General features: G+C 46.7%; 27 protein-coding genes. 14 read left to right on the top strand and 13 right to left on the bottom strand.

The window, feature by feature from the left end; translation table 11 throughout:
* Nucleotides 1–78: 78 nt before the first annotated feature.
* Genes ADM98_RS09300 through ADM98_RS09290 form a run of 3 tightly spaced genes read right to left on the bottom strand, consistent with a single transcriptional unit; the run spans nt 79 to nt 1,711 of the window.
* A complete protein-coding gene (locus tag ADM98_RS09300; protein ID WP_082318528.1) occupies nt 79–351 on the bottom strand; it encodes a phage holin in 273 nt (90 codons plus the stop codon).
* Complete coding sequence (locus tag ADM98_RS09295; RefSeq protein ID WP_053453242.1) at nt 321–956, bottom strand: M15 family metallopeptidase; 636 nt, start codon at nt 954–956, stop codon at nt 321–323. The genes ADM98_RS09300 and ADM98_RS09295 overlap by 31 nt, the downstream gene beginning before the upstream one ends.
* Entirely contained in the window at nt 956–1,711 is a 756-nt protein-coding gene (locus tag ADM98_RS09290) for a helix-turn-helix domain-containing protein (protein WP_053453241.1), read from the bottom strand. Before ADM98_RS09290 ends, ADM98_RS09295 begins: the two co-directional genes overlap by 1 nt.
* Before the next feature lie 86 nt (nt 1,712–1,797).
* Between ADM98_RS09290 and ADM98_RS09285 the strand changes: the two genes are divergently transcribed.
* Nucleotides 1,798–2,295 (top strand): DinB family protein, encoded by a 498-nt coding sequence (locus ADM98_RS09285; protein WP_053453240.1) that lies wholly within the window; start codon nt 1,798–1,800, stop codon nt 2,293–2,295.
* 36 nt (nt 2,296–2,331) lie between these two features.
* On the opposite strand, the gene ADM98_RS09280 is transcribed toward ADM98_RS09285, so the two are convergent.
* Both ADM98_RS09280 and ADM98_RS09275 read right to left on the bottom strand, forming a co-directional pair.
* Nucleotides 2,332–2,817 (bottom strand): NUDIX hydrolase, encoded by a 486-nt coding sequence (locus tag ADM98_RS09280; protein ID WP_053453239.1) that lies wholly within the window; start codon nt 2,815–2,817, stop codon nt 2,332–2,334.
* Nucleotides 2,814–3,347 (bottom strand): DUF402 domain-containing protein, encoded by a 534-nt coding sequence (locus ADM98_RS09275; RefSeq protein WP_160315928.1) that lies wholly within the window; start codon nt 3,345–3,347, stop codon nt 2,814–2,816. Before ADM98_RS09275 ends, ADM98_RS09280 begins: the two co-directional genes overlap by 4 nt.
* Before the next feature lie 157 nt (nt 3,348–3,504).
* Here ADM98_RS09275 and ADM98_RS09270 point away from each other — a divergent pair, with 157 nt between their 5' ends.
* Nucleotides 3,505–4,614, top strand: coding sequence for a GGDEF domain-containing protein (locus ADM98_RS09270; RefSeq protein ID WP_053453237.1), 1,110 nt, complete (start codon nt 3,505–3,507; stop codon nt 4,612–4,614).
* 82 nt (nt 4,615–4,696) lie between these two features.
* A complete protein-coding gene (locus ADM98_RS09265; RefSeq protein ID WP_053453236.1) occupies nt 4,697–4,945 on the top strand; it encodes a hypothetical protein in 249 nt (82 codons plus the stop codon).
* 44 nt (nt 4,946–4,989) lie between these two features.
* Here the strand turns inward: ADM98_RS09265 and ADM98_RS09260 are convergent, their stop codons facing one another.
* From ADM98_RS09260 to ADM98_RS09250, 3 genes are all read right to left on the bottom strand, one after another.
* On the bottom strand, nt 4,990–5,676 hold the full coding sequence (locus ADM98_RS09260) for a polysaccharide deacetylase family protein (protein ID WP_053453235.1): 687 nt from the start codon (nt 5,674–5,676) through the stop codon (nt 4,990–4,992).
* Nucleotides 5,677–5,691: 15 nt separating this feature from the next.
* Nucleotides 5,692–6,786, bottom strand: a complete 1,095-nt coding sequence (locus ADM98_RS09255) for an MGDG synthase family glycosyltransferase (protein ID WP_160315927.1) — start codon at nt 6,784–6,786, stop codon at nt 5,692–5,694.
* Between the two features lie 86 nt (nt 6,787–6,872).
* Nucleotides 6,873–7,502: a DedA family protein gene (locus ADM98_RS09250; protein WP_053453233.1), complete on the bottom strand. Its 630-nt coding sequence runs from the start codon at nt 7,500–7,502 to the stop codon at nt 6,873–6,875.
* Nucleotides 7,503–7,662: 160 nt separating this feature from the next.
* Between ADM98_RS09250 and ADM98_RS09245 the strand changes: the two genes are divergently transcribed.
* From ADM98_RS09245 to ADM98_RS09225, 5 genes are all read left to right on the top strand, one after another.
* The gene (locus tag ADM98_RS09245) at nt 7,663–8,226 is read left to right on the top strand and encodes a DedA family protein (RefSeq protein WP_053453232.1); all 564 of its coding nucleotides are present in this window, start codon (nt 7,663–7,665) and stop codon (nt 8,224–8,226) included.
* Between the two features lie 86 nt (nt 8,227–8,312).
* Entirely contained in the window at nt 8,313–8,723 is a 411-nt protein-coding gene (locus tag ADM98_RS09240) for a DUF2231 domain-containing protein (RefSeq protein WP_053453231.1), read from the top strand.
* 29 nt (nt 8,724–8,752) lie between these two features.
* Nucleotides 8,753–9,295 carry a GNAT family N-acetyltransferase gene (locus ADM98_RS09235; protein WP_053453230.1) on the top strand — a complete coding sequence of 181 codons (543 nt, stop codon included), beginning with the start codon at nt 8,753–8,755 and terminating at the stop codon, nt 9,293–9,295.
* A gap of 28 nt (nt 9,296–9,323) precedes the next feature.
* Nucleotides 9,324–10,124: a hypothetical protein gene (locus tag ADM98_RS09230; RefSeq protein WP_053453229.1), complete on the top strand. Its 801-nt coding sequence runs from the start codon at nt 9,324–9,326 to the stop codon at nt 10,122–10,124.
* Complete coding sequence (locus ADM98_RS09225; protein ID WP_160315926.1) at nt 10,117–10,476, top strand: hypothetical protein; 360 nt, start codon at nt 10,117–10,119, stop codon at nt 10,474–10,476. Before ADM98_RS09230 ends, ADM98_RS09225 begins: the two co-directional genes overlap by 8 nt.
* A gap of 440 nt (nt 10,477–10,916) precedes the next feature.
* On the opposite strand, the gene ADM98_RS09215 is transcribed toward ADM98_RS09225, so the two are convergent.
* A complete protein-coding gene (locus ADM98_RS09215) occupies nt 10,917–11,099 on the bottom strand; it encodes a hypothetical protein (protein ID WP_053453226.1) in 183 nt (60 codons plus the stop codon).
* Between the two features lie 128 nt (nt 11,100–11,227).
* Nucleotides 11,228–11,863 carry an NAD(P)-dependent oxidoreductase gene (locus tag ADM98_RS09210; protein WP_053453225.1) on the bottom strand — a complete coding sequence of 212 codons (636 nt, stop codon included), beginning with the start codon at nt 11,861–11,863 and terminating at the stop codon, nt 11,228–11,230.
* 164 nt (nt 11,864–12,027) lie between these two features.
* On the opposite strand from ADM98_RS09210, the gene ADM98_RS09205 reads away from it, so the two are divergent.
* A complete protein-coding gene (locus tag ADM98_RS09205; protein ID WP_053453224.1) occupies nt 12,028–12,465 on the top strand; it encodes an Rrf2 family transcriptional regulator in 438 nt (145 codons plus the stop codon).
* Nucleotides 12,466–12,476: 11 nt separating this feature from the next.
* Here the strand turns inward: ADM98_RS09205 and ADM98_RS17340 are convergent, their stop codons facing one another.
* The 3 genes from ADM98_RS17340 to arr all read right to left on the bottom strand — a co-directional run bounded on the left by ADM98_RS17340 (nt 12,477) and on the right by arr (nt 13,691).
* Nucleotides 12,477–12,653 (bottom strand): hypothetical protein, encoded by a 177-nt coding sequence (locus tag ADM98_RS17340; RefSeq protein ID WP_160315925.1) that lies wholly within the window; start codon nt 12,651–12,653, stop codon nt 12,477–12,479.
* Nucleotides 12,654–12,748: 95 nt separating this feature from the next.
* Nucleotides 12,749–13,273, bottom strand: coding sequence for a hypothetical protein (locus tag ADM98_RS09200; RefSeq protein WP_053453223.1), 525 nt, complete (start codon nt 13,271–13,273; stop codon nt 12,749–12,751).
* Between the two features lie 16 nt (nt 13,274–13,289).
* Nucleotides 13,290–13,691, bottom strand: a complete 402-nt coding sequence (gene arr / locus ADM98_RS09195) for an NAD(+)--rifampin ADP-ribosyltransferase (RefSeq protein WP_053453222.1) — start codon at nt 13,689–13,691, stop codon at nt 13,290–13,292.
* Between the two features lie 199 nt (nt 13,692–13,890).
* Between arr and ADM98_RS09190 the strand changes: the two genes are divergently transcribed.
* The 5 genes from ADM98_RS09190 (at nt 13,891) to ADM98_RS17580 (ending at nt 16,875) form a co-directional block, all read left to right on the top strand.
* Nucleotides 13,891–14,421 carry a hypothetical protein gene (locus ADM98_RS09190; RefSeq protein WP_053453221.1) on the top strand — a complete coding sequence of 177 codons (531 nt, stop codon included), beginning with the start codon at nt 13,891–13,893 and terminating at the stop codon, nt 14,419–14,421.
* Between the two features lie 154 nt (nt 14,422–14,575).
* Nucleotides 14,576–14,995: a MarR family winged helix-turn-helix transcriptional regulator gene (locus ADM98_RS09185; protein ID WP_053453220.1), complete on the top strand. Its 420-nt coding sequence runs from the start codon at nt 14,576–14,578 to the stop codon at nt 14,993–14,995.
* Nucleotides 14,996–15,014: 19 nt separating this feature from the next.
* A complete protein-coding gene (locus ADM98_RS09180; RefSeq protein WP_053453219.1) occupies nt 15,015–15,437 on the top strand; it encodes a MarR family winged helix-turn-helix transcriptional regulator in 423 nt (140 codons plus the stop codon).
* A gap of 85 nt (nt 15,438–15,522) precedes the next feature.
* On the top strand, nt 15,523–16,299 hold the full coding sequence (locus ADM98_RS09175; RefSeq protein ID WP_053453218.1) for a hypothetical protein: 777 nt from the start codon (nt 15,523–15,525) through the stop codon (nt 16,297–16,299).
* 273 nt (nt 16,300–16,572) lie between these two features.
* Nucleotides 16,573–16,875 (top strand): PH domain-containing protein, encoded by a 303-nt coding sequence (locus ADM98_RS17580; protein ID WP_053453217.1) that lies wholly within the window; start codon nt 16,573–16,575, stop codon nt 16,873–16,875.
* Nucleotide 16,876: the final 1 nt, after the last annotated feature.

Below are 16,876 nucleotides of genomic sequence, written 5' to 3'. Positions count from 1 at the left end.
GTATCTTGAAATCAAACTGTTAGTCGTTTGTATGAAATAATGCCCGTTGCCGACACATTCCAAACGCTCCCAGCCCACTCAATCGGTTATGGATGTGTTTTCCAGCTGTTCCTGTGCTTGTCTTCGTCTGAGTGCCCGTTCTGTCACGTCATTATTCTTCCACCAAGCAAGGAGCAGACCGACTAGTCCAACCAAACCCGTCACGAATCGCTCGACGTCACTTGACGAAACCGGCAATGCTGTAAAACCGAGTGTCGGTAAGAGTAATTCAAGAAAAACATAGAGCGGAATTAAGAGGCGAATCCACGCCTGAACACGAATCATGGCGACACCGGAAACAGACGCCGCCATGTTTGCGGACCGACGACCCCGTCTACCGCAAGCCGACCTGTTTGTTGAAACGCTCGAACAGCGTCCGTCAACCGGGCATCAAACACTCCGGTTACCGCTAGACCTAATCGTTTTTCGATTGCCCGAACGAGTTCCGGTGCTTGGATCCGTTCACGGATATAATGTCCTGGTTTTGGTACATGATGCCGCGCAAGACTGACATGATCATACAGTTCGAAGTGTGGATAGTCCGGAAAACGAGACCAATCACCTCCCCAGTCCATCCCGCGCCGCTTCATCGCCGCAACGATTCTTCGGAGCCGAGCGTCTGGTGGAGAGAGAAACAATGCTCCATCCTGATAAAGAAAAACGTCGATTGCGACACCAAAATTATGGTTTGATTGACCACCTCGTGCTTGTGTCACAATTGGTCCTGGCGTCGTCCGTCCTTTCGCATATAATGCATTTTGTTCCGCAATGCTCCGAAAGCTTTGCGCAATGCCGAGCTTAATTCCTTGCGGATAGAGCTCTTGGATCACATCACGCGCGATTCGGACGACAGTCGGATGCATGCCGGGAATGGTTAGTTTTTGGTTCGCCCGTTGCAGTAACTCTTTTAGTTGCATCAAGCTCCCTCCCTTGTTAACGCTTGTAACAATTCAGCGATTTCGGCGTCGTCAGGAATGACTTGCTGCTCTTGTTGTTTCGCCTCGTAAGCGAGTTGTGCTACTTTTTCTTGTTTCACCCAATTCGGTAATTGAAATAATGAATTATCTCTTCTTGAACGTTTGGTTATTCGTTTCGGCCGTTCAGCTGGTAATCCGGTCGCGAGACGCTTGACGACTTGTTCGATGTACCCGAAATGACGACTGTTCGCGCGAGCTGCCTCTTCAATCGCGTACTGAATCCGCTCGATCGGATGCTCCGACGCAAGCTGCAAGAGTTCCTGTTCGATTCGTGGCGTCGCCTTTCCGAGATTCGTCTCGTACTGCTGCACCAGTTCCATTTTTAAAGACGTTTTCTTCAAGACTTCTTCTTCGGAGTCAACTGATACCTCGAGGGCGGTCATCTCTTGACTCGGCGGGGGTGTACTCTCAACACGGGGCAGGACACGGTAGGCATTTGATGTCTGTCCTCCGTGTTTCGTAAACCGTTCGACCTTTTCAATCCGACCGCTCGCAATCAAGGACTGGATACACGACTTGACCGTTGATTTGCTGCACGGGACAGCGTCGGCAATCGTCTGATAGGACGGAAATGCTTGACCGTCTTGACCGCTGAAACTTTCAAGGATTAGGTAAATCATCTTTTCATGGACGGACGCAAATGCCGTCCCGCTCCGTAAGAGCGTATGGGGAACCGGAAGATAAGGGGCTTGCATGGTGATTCCTCCTTTCTAGGAAAGATGACAGGAAGAAGTGACTGTTTGTTCGAAAAGAATAAGGACTAGTTTTGAGGAGGGACATGATGGACAATCTATTCGCGTTTTATTTGCAGGAGCTAAATCACTACCGACCGGACGAGTTGATCCACCATCTCGATCACGACACATGGTCGATCAGTCAGATGTACGACCATCTGATTATGGTCAGTCATGAATATTTAGATGAGGTCGAGGCGTGCCAGTTCGCACCCGTAACAGAATCCGGGAAGTCTCCGTTCGGGGAACAATTATTTGCTGCCGGTGCGTTTCCGGCGACTCCGATCCGTTTACCGGATGCGATGAATGCACCACCTGACGAGACGGATCAAGTCGAGCGATTACGGTCGCGCTGGCGACAGCTGATGGATCGTCACGCTACGCTCGCAACGATCGCTCAGTCGACAGCATCTGACCAAAAGACGCGTCACGGTGGGATAGGGTGGTTGAACGCAGCAGAGTGGTACGCTCTCGTTTCGTACCATCTCGCGCATCATCAGCATCAAAAACGACGGCTCGATGCTGCATTAGCGAATCGAACATGAAAAAAAGCGCTCTCCTCATGCGAAGAGCGCTTCGATTCATTTCAAGACCTGCCAGTTCGTAAATCGTCTTGCCTCAAGATCGAGTTGTTGTTCCTTAATCCAGCGGAATGCTTCGAGTACGAGCGGTGACGCGTTATCGATTGAAACTTCATCTTCCTTGACCCAGCGGGCACCGAGCGAATCTTGTCCGGCGAATTGATCAGGAATACCGAGCGCACCACCCGTCTGCCTAACGAGATAAAAGACGGCAATGTGATGAACTTCATCGAATTCCCGCCAGTCCCATGGGAGCTTGAAGTCAGCGACCCCGACTTGTCGGTCGATTGCCACTTCGAACCCTGTTTCTTCCGTGAACTCGCGTCGCATTGCTTCAGCGAGCGTCTCCCCTTCCTCTAGACTGCCTCCTGGTAAATCATAGCGATTGATATACGGTCCACCATTCTTATCGATGACGAGTAAGGCATCGTCTTTCATTAATAATCCATAAACGCCAAATGCTCGGTGGCAACGAATCGTGTTCATTGGTCATTCCTCCCAATCTTCATTTTCAGGACGGTCGGGATGAACGTATCTAAAAAACCGTCAAACGGAAACTGTTGCTGCGCGATGCGTTGTTGTAAATGGAGCAACGACGTACGGGTTCGTTCGACCAGTTCGATCGGGTAGTGATACAATTTCTGATTCTCTAAAAATTCGTCTTCATCGACGACCGTCCATGCTCCGTCTCGATAGACGAGATCGAGGTCAAGATCGATGAACGACAAGACATCACCTTGAAGGATCGGTGGGAGACAAATGTTACAGTAGTACGTTGTCTCGCCAGTAAGCTCCACATCCAGACCGACCGTAAAATCGGCGTCGAACGGATAAAATTCAAGACTGTAATTATCGTATGTAAAGATCGCTTCCCGTCGATGATGATGTAACGTCCGTCCTGGCGTATTTGCGACGAGCAGATACTTGTCCGTCTGCTCGAGGACTATTCCTTCCCATGAATAGTGTGGACGTTCGTCGTACTTCTTCGCTTGAATCGTTAGCCGTTTACCTTTCAACTTCATCCCTCCCCTTAGAGCTCTCTTATTTTACCAAATGATTTCATAGGAGCAAGCCTTTACCTGAATCTTTAAAATTTTGAAACTCCCTCGTTGACATCCCTTGCCAAACTGCTATCGTGAAAGTATCACTATCACACTCAAGGATGTGGAACCGATGTTCATTGCCGAGTTGTTATTGAATGCTTGTATCGCCTTCACCGGCTTTTATTTGATCGCTAAAATCATTTATAGTCAACGTCTCGCCTCAAGCAGCTTAAAATCACTTATCGTCGGTCTTGCAACAGGACTGCTCGGCGTGCTCTTGATGTTTAAAGGCATTGCCGTCAACGATTCGTTGCGGATGGATTTGCGTCATCTCCCGCTCGTCCTGCTCGCCTTTTACGGTGTTCGTTCTCCACTCATCATCGCGACGTTGATCATCGCTTGCTCCCGCTTTTACTTCGGTTGGACACCGCAAGCGGTCGTCGCTTTTCTTGCCGTTCTTGGTATCAGTACTGGTATGTATTTCATCCATAAACGCTTGCTCCACCGACCCTTTTTGCAAAATCTCATCATGAACGTTTGGGCCTTGTTCATGATCTCAATCGCGGTTTCGATTAATCTTGGCTTTAGTGACGCCGCGCTTCGCTTACTCGCCTCGACGTGGTCGATTGGACTCGCTGTCGGACTCTTATCAAGTGTGTTGACGATCGACTTTCAGTTGCTCAATGAACAAGTTCAACGCTATAAACAATCGGCGGAGCTCGATCACTTAACGGGACTATATAATCGACGTGTCTGGGATGAGCGGACGGCGATGTTAGAGACAGAAGGACGTTTCTACAATGTACTCGCACTCGATATCGATCACTTCAAGCATGTCAACGATACATATGGGCATGCGAACGGTGATCTCGTCTTACAACAGTTCGCACGGATTTTGCAGGAAGAGACGCGTCCACACGATATCACGGCTCGGATCGGCGGTGAGGAATTCATGGTTCTCGTGTATGATTTGACGCCGTCTAAAGTTACAAAAGTCGCTAACCGGATTCGTGAACGGATTGCAAACACACGCTTTCAGCTCGACGGTTTTCCTGCCATCACGATCACAACGTCCGTTGGCATCGCCCATGGAAAACATGTCGCTGTCCAGCGGATGAACATTTTAGCGGATGAAGCGCTCTATGCTGCAAAGGAGCAAGGACGAAATCGTGTCATTCTTCATGAAGTCGATGCCGAGGCAGCGATTACGACACATGACCGTGAACCGGTCCGTTCGTAAAAAGTAGCTAGAGATAGACAGATCTGATTGTTCGGTACGGTATGTCTGAAGAGATTCCATACTATCCATAAGGAGTGAAGCAATGAAATCCGATTTTGAGTTCATGACGATGTCAGAAACGATCCTATTCGTCAGTTCCTTTTTCATGTGGTTGTATGTCGGTCATCATTTCGTCATGATTACGACGTTCGACGAACTGTTTTTAACGCAATCTTGGTCGTTACTTCTTCCGATCATCACCTTCATCTTATTCTTACGCTCGTTCGTCGTGCGACGTTTGATGCTGCACCATAGTCAAGAAGGTGAAGACGATATCTCACGCGAAGCGTGACCAACACAAAAGAGGACCTACCGGATTCATGGTAGGTCCTCTTTTTACGTTTGATCGATTCGACGGAACTGTAAGCCGCGTGCTTTCCACTCCGGTAACAGTTCTTTCAGCGCCGCAATCGTCTGCACGGGTGCTTGAGGGTCTGCGCCGAACGTATCCCCGTTATCGTGTAACAAGATGATATCCCCTTCTGTTACACTCGATAGCAGCCGTTTGATTTTTGCTGATCCACCCTCTAACTTCCAATCCTCCGCCATCTTCGACCAGAGAATCATTTTGTATGAAGGAGGACAGAGGACGTCTCCCGCATTGAGTGCGCCCCACGGTGGACGATAGACCGTCGGCCGTTCGCCGGTGATCCGTTCAATGATCGCTGACGTCCGCTTGATGCCTTCTCGGACCGTCGACGGTCGCATCGACCAGTTCGGACGATGGACATAGTTGTGAATCCCGAGTTGATGACCTTCCTCATGGATCCGGCGAATGATGTCTGGGTGTGCTTCCGCTTTATGACCAACGACGAAAAATGTCGCTTGAATGCCTTCTTCTTGTAAGAGGTCTAGTAATTCTGCTGTATAGACGGGATCTGGACCATCATCGAATGTCAAGGCGACGTATCGTGAGTCCAGTGACTTCGTGACGCGCCATCCGAAAACGCGTGACGCCATATACGGAACGACCGTATAGGCAAGGGTAGCGAGAACTCCCGCTGTGACAAGACGTGACCGCATCTGCATGACTCTCCTTTATCCGTTTACTTGACGTCGGTTGCTTTCAAGGCAACCTGCAATCCGTTCCTCAAAAAATCTTCGATCGGCAATGACTTGCTCACTTTGATAAAGTGAGATTGCTTGATGCCATTGGTGCATGACGTCCGGGTTCTCAAGCGTCCGCCGAATGACGTCAGCGAGCGTATCCGTTTGATCAAACGAAAACGCAAGTCCTTTATTTAATAGATAGGTGCGGTTGATTTCTTCTTGTCCTGGAAGGACGTGCTGCATGAAAAGCGGCACCCGTTTTTCGAATGCTTCGCTAACCGTTACACCACCAGGCTTCGTGACAATTGCATCCATCCGTTCATACAACTGATTCATTTCATTCCGTGACTCGATATAGGCGAGGGGATGGATGTGAGCATGTTTCCGTGACGACAGTCGTTTATATAACGAGCGATTATTGCCACATAAGACGTAAAAGTCAGCTTCCGAACAGTGCTCGATTTGCGTCAGCAACGTCTCTAGTTGTCCAAGTCCACCGTTCCCGCCGGCAACGAGAATTTGTTTGCGGGACTGAGGCGACCGGAAGATTGATCCGCCAGAGATTGCCGGATGGACCGCAATTCCCGTCACGAACAAGCGCTCTTCTGGCACGGCATGTTGCTTGAGCAACTCCTGCTTTGCTTCTGCATTCGGTAACAAGTGATACTCGATATGCGTCTTCCCCCAGACCCGACTGACGAACAAATCCGTATAGGCATTGATGACCGGTACGTCACAAAGGTTTCGTTCCTTCAATTGATTCAACAGATAGGACGGAAAGGCATGCGTACAGATGATGACATCCGGCTGTTCCGCCTGAATGATCCGTAACATTTGTTGTTGAAAATAATGCGACGTCCATCCTGTCGATTGTGTGTTGCTAGAGCGTCCCGCAATGTGTCGATGATAAAAACGACTATAGCCGTTTGAGAAATGGCGGATCCAGTTCAGATAAAACTTCGACGTCACCCATTCCGCGAACGGACTGATCGTACTGAGCAATTCCACTTCCTTGACTTCAACGCCTGGTCCCTGCAATCGTTCTGCGATCGCTTCAGCGACAAGGTGATGACCGGATCGCATCCTTAAAAAAGGAAAGATCACTATTTTTTGCATTGTCTGTCCACTCCTTCAAACTATCCCGATGATCCTTCTAAAAGAAGTATCGCTTAGTCTTCTTTTCCCGCTTGGTTTTTTCCTGAAACGACGCGTTTTTCAAGTCGCTTACGTTTAAGCCATTTCACGAGTACACCTAAGAGGAAGAGCACAAGTAAGGCAAATCCGAAATACGGCACGACTTCCGGTTTGATATGAAACGTCTTGCCGGCAAAGTGTCCGAGTAAGACGAAAGGAACAACCCACAGTGCGGATCCAAGTGCCGATACCCAGAAATACCGACCAAATGGAATCCGTTTCATCCCCGCAAAATACGGATTGATCTGTCGTACACCTGGAATATAGAGACCGACGATAATCGTCCGGTTGATCCGTCCCATGTAGCCATTTGAGACCCGCTCCCAGCGTTCCTTCGTCAAGCCGATGAAACGACCGTACCGTAAGACGGTCGGTCCGAAAAAACGTCCTGCTGCATATGCCGTCAGCATCCCGACAAACGTTCCCGCGTACGCGGTCAAGATCGAATAGATTAAGCGTTCTTCGTTTTGACCACTTAAGATACCGACCAAGACGAGTAATGATTCCTCCGGTGCTGGAATCCCAACGATGCCAAAAAATAAAAAAATGAAAATAACGCTATATCCATAGGCATCGAGATACTGGTTGACCGTATCCATGTTCATGTTGTCACGTCCTCTACTGCTGTCTCTCTATCTTGTTTCATCGTCTTCTGACTATGTATTCGTCATCGTTAAAAAATTCCCTTTTCCATCTGACTCAAACCTTTGACTCGATTTGATTTCTTTGAGAAAAGGAATGCTATATGTAAGGGAGGGACATCTGATGCACTGGCAACTGGTAATGGAACAATATCGGTATCTCGGAATCATTCTTACGTTGTTCGCACACTTCATTCCGACGGAGTTGATCTTAGCCTACGCTGGGTATCTCGTTTCAATACATGTCGTCAGCTTTTTACCCATGATTCTCATCGCAAACGTTGCATTCGTTGCCTCTCAAAGCATATTGTATGCGATTGCTTTTTGGGGTGGACCACCTATCCGATCACGATTGGCACGGACATTCCCGAATTTCTTCAACCGATTGACACAGCTAGAAATCCGCTTCCATCAGCATGGTATCTACTACATGTTACTCCCCCCTCTCTGGAAGACATTGTTTGGCCTTCTCGCTGGTTTTTTGCGAATTCGGTTTTGGACTTTCGCCTGGCTGACAAGTGTCTCGTTTTTAATCTGGTCCCTCTTGTTCATGTGGAGTGGATTATTGCTCGGAGAACGCTGGTCCTTGATCGCCCATTTCGCCATCCGTCACGCAACGTGGTTCATCTTAGCCATTGCGCTCCTCGTTTGGGGATTTCGTCGAGTGCTCCACCAACGTAAACGTTGACGTATGACCCTATTGTTTAAAAAATGAAACTTGCCTCCTTCTAATATTTGGTAGAATGCTCCTAACTCATTGAAGGAGGTTCTTTCATGCTAAATGGTATCCAGCTTCACCCACTCGTCGTGCATGCCCCAATCGGACTGTTATTATTTGCGACCTTATTGTTACTGGTTTCATTAAAATGGGCACGACTTAAGTTATTTGCCTTAATCACGCTCGTCGTCGGGCTACTATCAGGCATCGTCGCCTACATCACCGGAGAAGGAGCCGAGGAATTCGGCATCGACAAATGGAATTTGGCCCGAGCCGACATCCATCACCATGAAGACTTTGCTTTATACAGTTTGATTACCTTTGGTATATCGTTATTATTTCTTTTACTTAGCTACCGCTCAAAAGGAAAAGGACTGCTCATCGTGAGTCTAGTCATCGCTCTCATCGGGAGTGGTCTACTCGCGTACGCGGGTCATCTCGGAGGGCAGATGGTCTACACACGGTAAAGTATATCGAATGAAAAATGGAGGACTACATGTTAAACAAAGAAACAATCATGATTCAACCACTTACCCCCTCAACGATTGCTGTCGTCAATGATGCAAATGATACCTTTCCGGTTATCGGGTACGTATCCCCTCGATTCGTTGAGGGGAAGTGGTCTTATGAAGAACATCTACTCGAAATCTCGCAGACGACGCGTTTCCCAGATGATCAACTTGATTGGACGAAGTACATCGAAAAGGAAGACCGAATCGTTTTTCTCGCCTTTTCGGGTGATTCGTGCATCGGACAAATCCGTCTCGTTCGTGACTGGAATCGCTTCGCTTATATCGAAAACATCGCTGTCAAACAAGCGTTTCGTAAACATGGCGTCGGACACCGACTTCTCGCTGCTGCGACGACATGGGCCAAGGAGCGAAATTTAGTCGGCTTATCGCTTGAAGCCCAGCACGACAATTTAATCGCATGCCGATTCTACGCTCGGCAAGGATTCGTGCTTGGTGGTGTCGATACGTTGAAACAGTATGCTAATCCACAAATCGGTCTCACGCTTTACTGGTATAAAATTTTCTGAATGTCCATCAGAAAGGACGTTTTTAACGTTGACTTTAGTGAAAAACAGTTTCATTACGACCATTCTATTTGCTTGTTTGTATGCACTCGTCGCTAGTTATGAAATCGGTGATCCAACGACGTACGGCACTTCATTCACCGACTTCTTCATGATCGGTTTGCTCTTTTCCGGTCCCGTCATCCTGTTTGGCGCATTTCTGACGGATGGTCTTCCACGCCTGTTATTCCGTTCAAGCGTTTCGTTCATACAACGAATCATCCTCAACCAAGCAGGTGCCCTATTTGCCAGTGTCGGCCTCTATCTGCTGATGCAGCCCAATCCATTTTCGTTCTATTTTGTCTTGTTCTGTTCTGGTGTAGCGCTGATCTATCTCATCGTATCGGAGTCGGCGCGGAAGTATCCGAGATGGATTCCTTACATATCCGGTTGGTTGTGTCGCACTGTCTTTAGTTTCTTCTTGTTTCTTAATTTGTTTGGATCGATGACGATGACAGTGCCGTTTCTATCCTACACGGTGCAACTGGTCAATGAGCACTTGGACGTTGTTGTGCTTGTATTCGTCAGCGGTATCGTGATTGCTGACGTTCTCTTATCCATCCGTTTCGCGAAACGTTCGTTGCCTTTTAAAACGCACCTGCTTGTTCATCAAGGAACGGTCTTCATGTTTGCTGGTGTGTCTGTTCTGTTCAGCCTGTTTCCAGTTCCAGTTTTTATCGGAAACGCATTCGCTGCTTTTTTATATGTAATGATTACCCATCTGTTCATCATCATGAAAACCGGAAAAGAGGAACACCATGATCCGTCTGTCATTTCGACTTCTGATGACTAATTGGATTTTTCTGATGCTCTATCAACATCTTCCATCGTCACCACGCCTCATGCCGAATGCTGATCCTGGATATTACGAAAATGTCTTTGAGACGTTGCTGTCGTTTGCAATCATTATCACGATTGGCGGCATCTTGACGGACGCGATTCGCTACTTTGGATTCCGCTCCCGTCCACTATCTTGGTCGTCGCATCTGTTCCTGAATCAAGGCATCGCCTTACTACTTGGTGGGATCTTATTGATCGTGTTCGACGGTCTGTTTCAAGCGCTTCTTTTTCAGACGATTGCAAATAGCGCCGCTTTCCTCTACTTTTTGATGACGCGCTTGACGTTGCTTTACAAACAAGACTAAATTGATTTCATCCATTTACTTACATTTATGTTAGAAAATAAAGTATACTAAGTCTATCGTTCATAAAAGGAGTTACATTAGATGACACGACAAAAATCAGTCTTGTATTTATTTATTTTACTATCCTTCGGCTTAGCCTACGATATGATTGCCAGATCGTCACTTTATCAAGTAATCTCCGTTCCCCCACTTTACTTATTCATTGCTACCTTAACCCTTTCCATACTGACAGTGTGCTTGACGTTATTCTTCCTGCTCTACCATGGCGTCAGAAGACATCTCGAATTATTGATTATCTTACCGTTCCTGATTTTAACGAGCGGAATTGCATTTATCTTCATCTTTTTCAAAGCAGCTTTAGGGTTCTGAACTTGCAACAAAACGACCGTTTCCTCGAAGGAAGCGGTCGTTTTGTTAGACACTATGTAACAAGAGTCGGTTTATGGTGTGGTGTGGAAATCGATCGTCTGATCAGTTTCACTCGGCCAATTGATCTGTCCCGCGTAATGATTTTCAATCGTCACGACGGGTTCTGAACGCTCAAATCGGGACGGTTGCGTCGATGTCGTACAGACGATCAAGACCGCTAACAGACTGATGATACTAAAGCATCGTCGCATCATAGTTTAAGCTCCTTTAGTCGTTTCTCCCTTCATTTTAGTTGAACATCACCACTCCGCCATCCGTCCTCCGCTGTATCTCGTACTCCGTCCATCAAAAAAGACCGACTACGTAAGTCGGTCTGTCACCATCATCCTTGTTCGCCAACGACGGAGAACCGTTCGTTGAGGTGTTGTCCGTTTTCAATCTCATCCACTACAGCAATCGCGTAATCCGCGTAACTGATGTAACTCGCGCCTTTCGTGTTCAGAATCATCTGCTCGCCACCGACTGTATACGTTCCTGTTCGTTTCCCGCTTGGATCAAAGAATCCAGCCGGACTGAGATACGTCCATGTTACATCTTGCTGTCCTTGCAGTTCGATCAAGTTTTTCCCCATGTTAGAAGCTGTCGGATAGTAGGCTTCCGGGAAGTCCGGCGTTTCCATGACGCGTGTCGAACGGCTTTCGTCAACGAACAGGCTACCAGCACCACCGACGACAAATAATCGAATCTTACTTCCTGCTAACACATCCAACAAGTGACGACCGACTTCGATATGTTTTTCTTCCTCACCTGGCGCGGCATTGAACGCATTGACGACAACGTCAAGTCCGTTCAAATCATCTTTCGTCAGTGCTAAGACATCCCGCTCAAGAATCGTAACGTCTGCCGTCACTTTTGCCGCATTACGGACGATCGCCGTAACGTCATGTCCTCGATCAATCGCTTCTTGTACGATTAATTGTCCCGCTTTCCCTGTAGCTCCAATGATTCCAATGTTCATGATGATTCCTCCTTTTTATATGTAACTGATTTGATTACATGTAACCAATATAGTTACAAACGAGTGTTTTGTCAACACTCATGCTTCTCATTCCCCTTTTCTTGCCAAACGAAAGATACAACGTATAATGAGAGAACAATGCTTTTATAAAGGAGGGTCATCCGTTGGCCATCAGTACACGTTTTTCCGTCGGCATCCATATCCTCTCGTTGATTGCGACTGACGAGAAGATGACGTCCGACTTGATTGCCGGTAGCGTCAATACGAATCCGGTCGTCATCCGTAAGATCATGGGGATGTTAAAGAAAGCCGACTTGATCGAGGTTCGCCCGGGTGTCGCTGGAGCACGACTCGCACGACCGTTATCTAGTATCACACTACTTGATGTCTATCAAGCCGTTGCTGTCGTTCCGGATAAGGAACTGTTCGGCATTCATGCAACACCAAATCCAGACTGTCCGGTCGGACGAAACATCCAATCGACCGTCACACCGATCTTTGAGCTCGCACAATCCGCGCTTGAGAAGGTGCTCGCTCACGTCACACTTGATGATATCGTCAGCGAAATCGAACAAAAAGAAGCATCGTCCTCGCAAGGATGATGCTTCTTTCATTACATGAACCATTGATATAACAGGTACCCACCACCGAGAACGACGAGAACCGCGAGCATCTCAAGTCCGCGCATCCCGTCGTTTTGTCCACGAGGTACGGCACTACCGAGACCCTGATCAACACCATCACGAAGATGATCAAGTGTTTGTTTCTTTTCTTGTTTAAAGCGAGACATTCGAGCGGCCTCCTTTTTACATATTATACCACCTCATATTCACCTGCAGTGCATTATGGTAAAAGAATACCTCCTAGTGTGTATCATAAATTTAATTAGTTTCTCTTTTCATTTCCTAGTAACTTCACACACCCCATCTTTTCAACGATCAGAACATCCTGCTCGAAGCGTTTGATGGAACGTTTCGACGCATGTTCATCCGATTTATTCGGATGACCGAAGCATACATTCAATATCGAATTAAGTTTCTCTGCGTCACCACCGATGAAATAGTGGGACATATATGTGTTATCTTCTGAAGCAATAACGATGAATGTCGCCATACCAAGCACTCCTTCGACATCTTCTATTGTCAGGAGTTTATCTTTTGAGAACGCTCCTTTGAAGTCATAACTATCGACAGAGATAATCTTTCCTTTCAGCAAATCTAGGATTGATTTTCGATACACGCAATAGACACCCAAGATCGTTTCATATGGTGGAACGAACGGATCTTCCATGATCGTGATCAATCGCTCGTCGTCTCGATCCAGGCGAATGGCATGCAAATTGTCGACTAGGAGCTGATCAATTGCGGTCACAGTCTTTGGCTTGATCGATTCGAAGTCATGTACAGACACATCTTCTCCTCGTCTTTTAGTCAATGATCGTATCCTTCCCTTCTGCTCGTAATCGTTGAAGGGATGCTTTCATCGTCTCAATCTCTTCGTCCGTGTGACGTTCCCACGTGCCGAGCTCAGCAATGATTTTTACCGGTTCAAGCGAGCGATAAGAGCGAGTTGGATTACCAGGGAACCGTTTGTTCGTTAGATTCGGATCATCCTCATACGACCCGAGTGGCTCAACGAGATAAATGTGTTCCGGAGCGTTAGATCGTGCGAGCTCCGCCCCCCACTTCGCTGCATCAAGTGTTGCTGTGAAATAGACGTGCTTGAGCGGTTGTTCGCGAAAGTTCGACGCGTATCCTGGCGTCAACACGTCCCCGATTTGCAAAGTGACTTTCGTGCCATGAAAAAACGGTCCTTCGACTGCCTTCATACTATTCGCCTCCTGTCTTATATATTTAGTATAGACAGTAGATGCAGGGAGATGTAGTCTGTTTCAAAATGAAATTTCACGGTATACTTGTAACAAAGGAAAACGATTTGTCGTCAGATTGTAACTCGTTTTTTGTCTGCCCGTCAGGCATGATGGGGATAGTCATTTTACATATACGTTAGGAGGTCATCCGTTCAACGTGAAGTTCTTTAAAGCTTTAGCGAAAACCGAAGAGGCTGTCTGGATTCCAGAAGCCGAGTGGCAAACCGTTTGTGAGCAAGAAGGACTGACCGTGCCGAGTCATCCACAAGAACAAATCGTTGGTCTCGCATATAATAACCAGCGTCAAGTCGTTGAAGTCACGCGTAATTTGCGTCCGCCGGCACTCAGTTATTACGTCACGATTCTTGAACCATCAAATAATCGATCACTTATCTCAAAACGTTCATTCTTGACCGTTCTCCACGAACGGACCGAGCGCACTTCTCTTACGGAATTCGGTACGTTCTGTTTACTTGAAATCAACGTCCGTGAAGAAGGTCTCGGTGAGCGCGGACTGCTTCTTGAATCATTGATCCATGACATCGAAAAAAAGTATACGCACTATGCCATCCGTGGTGATTATGCGACGATCACTTTACAAGGGCGCGTCTCGGATCAATGTTTTACGAAGTATGGATTCCGATTAATGGATTCTTACCTCACGCTATCAAACGGGATTCCATCCTAATTAGACCTGACATGTTCAGGTCTTTTTTTGTACAGATTCCTTAAAATGATGGGAAGTCATGGGTTTGCGTTCAAACTAGTAGCACGACATATTTTTAATATGGTATGGTAAAAGTAGTTCATCAGCAGTACATTCTATATTTAAGAGGTTCCCCATGACAACAACGACAGAGACATATCCCATGGCATGCTGGCAAACGATTTCGACTTACCATAATCAACAAATCAAACGCGTCAATGCATTCTTGAAACATTGGGATCTATCCCATACGAATCTTGAAGTATTGCGTTGCCTACACACGACTTCGTGTACGAGCCAGAAGGAAATCGCTGAACGGATCCAAGTGACCGATGGCACGATTTCACACGGAATCAAACGACTGTTCGAGCGGCAATTGATCACCCGCAAGCGGAAATGGAAGACGAATTATCTTCTGTTGACGGATAAAGGAACAGCCATCCTTCAAGAAGTTTTGCCCGCCTATGAACGTTTTCAACAAGAACAATTCAATGCCTTGACGGCTCGACAACAGGAAGAATTAATCCGTTTCTTCAATAAGCTCAATCCCGCATGACAGAAGAGGAGGAAAAAACATGACCTTCACATTCGAATCTTCGATGCAGCACTGGAACGCCATTCAGCGGATTCACGGCCGTTATTCGAAAGAAGTCAACGATGTACTTAAACCCAAAGGACTCTCGAAGTCACAGTTTGATTTACTGATGACACTGTATCATCAGGAGAGTGCCACACAGAAATCACTCGAACGAACGCTTGAGCTCTCAAGTGGTGCCATTTCGCAAACCGTCAAAAAACTCTTAGCAGAGCATCTTGTCATCCGAAAACGGATCAACCGAGAAAAGCGGATTCTATTGACAGAGGATGGCACAGCTCTCGTTCAAAAATCAGCGCCTGAGATCGAGGAGATTGACGATCGCTACTTCCGCGCCTTCACATCTAAAGATCATGAGACATTTGATCAATTGCTGCATAAGATGCAAAGCAATCATTTTTGATCGTACTTCCGATAACCGCGGACGCTTTCCTATCGAGGTGTCCGCGGTTTTTACATAGAGATACTAAAAAGAAGGAGCAACAGAGATGACACATAGAGACGTATTATTAGAACGATTAGACGCAATTGGGCAAACGATTGCACAAACAGATGATGCGCTTGTCCTGCTTGGTCTCGGTTCTGTCGGTCAAGAACTCGAACGACTCGATGACTATTCGGACTTAGATTTTTTCGTCATCGCAAAACCCGGTAAAAAGGTTCGATTCATCGAGCAACTTGACTGGTTAGAAAACGCACATCCTCTACAATTTCAATTTCAGAATACGCAGGATGGACATAAAATTATGTTCGACGACGGCATCTATGCCGAATTCGCCATCTTTGAATTAGATGAGCTTTCTGAAATTGCATTTTCAGCAGGTCGCATCGTGTGGTGCGATTCTTCCTTCGACGCGTTTGAACGCTTAGTCCCGCAACCGCATAACAGTTCGAGCGAACATCCATCGATTGATTACGCCATCCATGAAGCGCTGACGAATCTATATGTCGGGCTCTGTCGCGAAGCACGTGGCGAAACGTTATCAGCCTTTCGTTTGATTCAACAATTTGCTGTCGGTCAATTGATATATGTTTTATCATCATTTGAAAAAGAGGAAGCGACATACGTTGATCCGTTTGCTCCGGAACGTCGGATTGAGCAACGTTTTCCAGAAATGGTCAACCGATTCTCAGAGATGATGCCAGGCTATTTGCAAAATAAAACAGCCGCACTAGCAATTCTCGATTATATCGAACAGATTCATCCTGTCTCACCTGCCATGTCAACAACGATTCGTTCACTCGCACGAACAGATACTACCTAAAAAACACGTCCGAATGTCTTAACTTAAAGGAGATTCGGACGTGTTTCGTTTATGATGAATCAACTTCAAAAGAAAACTTCATTACAGTTTTGAAAGGAATATTATTCCTGTTAGTGATAGGTTTGTACCCCCATACATAATACCATCATTTTACATTTTGATAATGAATCAATGACGTATCTCTACAAAGAGTATAGAAAGGAAGCCATATGAATATATGAATTAAAAGAACCTACTCAAACCATCTCGAAAGACGCAATCAAAGTATGGCGATTGACCGATGCGTTGGTTTCGACTGCCGTGTTAATCGTATTGGTTGGTCTGCTATTCGTCGATACGTACTATCAGTGGTCCAGCTGGAACGGGATCGTTCTCTATGTGTTGATTGCAGTGACGATCAGTTCGGCTTTGATTGAGTGCACCGTATTACCGGTCTACCGGCAAAAGACATGGCGTTACGAGATTGATGCTCAGTGCATTCAATTAAAGCATGGTGCCTTCATGCGCAAGCATCTGATCATCCCAATCAATAAAATCTATTTCGTTAAGACATCGCAAGGACCACTCAGTAAATAAT

The organism is Exiguobacterium sp. BMC-KP (genome assembly GCF_001275385.1).
In the GTDB taxonomy this organism is placed as follows: Bacteria; Bacillota; Bacilli; order Exiguobacteriales; family Exiguobacteriaceae; genus Exiguobacterium_A.
This window is presented reverse-complemented; position numbering and strand designations above follow the sequence as displayed.

Bases quoted from the DNA above. Each gene is read 5' to 3' on its own strand.
- ADM98_RS09185 (WP_053453220.1), top strand. From the start codon at position 14,576: ATGACAACAACGACAGAGACATATCCCATGGCATGCTGGCAAACGATT.
- ADM98_RS09225 (WP_160315926.1), top strand. From the start codon at position 10,117: ATGACTAATTGGATTTTTCTGATGCTCTATCAACATCTTCCATCGTCA.
- ADM98_RS09290 (WP_053453241.1), bottom strand. From the start codon at position 1,711: ATGCAAGCCCCTTATCTTCCGGTTCCCCATACGCTCTTACGGAGCGGG.
- ADM98_RS09280 (WP_053453239.1), bottom strand. From the start codon at position 2,817: ATGAACACGATTCGTTGCCACCGAGCATTTGGCGTTTATGGATTATTA.
- ADM98_RS09300 (WP_082318528.1), bottom strand. From the start codon at position 351: ATGGCGGCGTCTGTTTCCGGTGTCGCCATGATTCGTGTTCAGGCGTGG.
- ADM98_RS09260 (WP_053453235.1), bottom strand. From the start codon at position 5,676: ATGCGGTCACGTCTTGTCACAGCGGGAGTTCTCGCTACCCTTGCCTAT.
- ADM98_RS09235 (WP_053453230.1), top strand. From the start codon at position 8,753: ATGTTAAACAAAGAAACAATCATGATTCAACCACTTACCCCCTCAACG.
- ADM98_RS09255 (WP_160315927.1), bottom strand. From the start codon at position 6,786: ATGCGATCCGGTCATCACCTTGTCGCTGAAGCGATCGCAGAACGATTG.
- ADM98_RS09215 (WP_053453226.1), bottom strand. From the start codon at position 11,099: ATGATGCGACGATGCTTTAGTATCATCAGTCTGTTAGCGGTCTTGATC.
- ADM98_RS09270 (WP_053453237.1), top strand. From the start codon at position 3,505: ATGTTCATTGCCGAGTTGTTATTGAATGCTTGTATCGCCTTCACCGGC.
- ADM98_RS09250 (WP_053453233.1), bottom strand. From the start codon at position 7,502: ATGAACATGGATACGGTCAACCAGTATCTCGATGCCTATGGATATAGC.
- ADM98_RS09245 (WP_053453232.1), top strand. From the start codon at position 7,663: ATGCACTGGCAACTGGTAATGGAACAATATCGGTATCTCGGAATCATT.
- arr (WP_053453222.1), bottom strand. From the start codon at position 13,691: ATGAAGGCAGTCGAAGGACCGTTTTTTCATGGCACGAAAGTCACTTTG.
- ADM98_RS09285 (WP_053453240.1), top strand. From the start codon at position 1,798: ATGGACAATCTATTCGCGTTTTATTTGCAGGAGCTAAATCACTACCGA.
- ADM98_RS09295 (WP_053453242.1), bottom strand. From the start codon at position 956: ATGCAACTAAAAGAGTTACTGCAACGGGCGAACCAAAAACTAACCATT.
- ADM98_RS09265 (WP_053453236.1), top strand. From the start codon at position 4,697: ATGAAATCCGATTTTGAGTTCATGACGATGTCAGAAACGATCCTATTC.
- ADM98_RS09210 (WP_053453225.1), bottom strand. From the start codon at position 11,863: ATGAACATTGGAATCATTGGAGCTACAGGGAAAGCGGGACAATTAATC.
- ADM98_RS09175 (WP_053453218.1), top strand. From the start codon at position 15,523: ATGACACATAGAGACGTATTATTAGAACGATTAGACGCAATTGGGCAA.
- ADM98_RS17340 (WP_160315925.1), bottom strand. From the start codon at position 12,653: ATGTCTCGCTTTAAACAAGAAAAGAAACAAACACTTGATCATCTTCGT.
- ADM98_RS09240 (WP_053453231.1), top strand. From the start codon at position 8,313: ATGCTAAATGGTATCCAGCTTCACCCACTCGTCGTGCATGCCCCAATC.
- ADM98_RS09180 (WP_053453219.1), top strand. From the start codon at position 15,015: ATGACCTTCACATTCGAATCTTCGATGCAGCACTGGAACGCCATTCAG.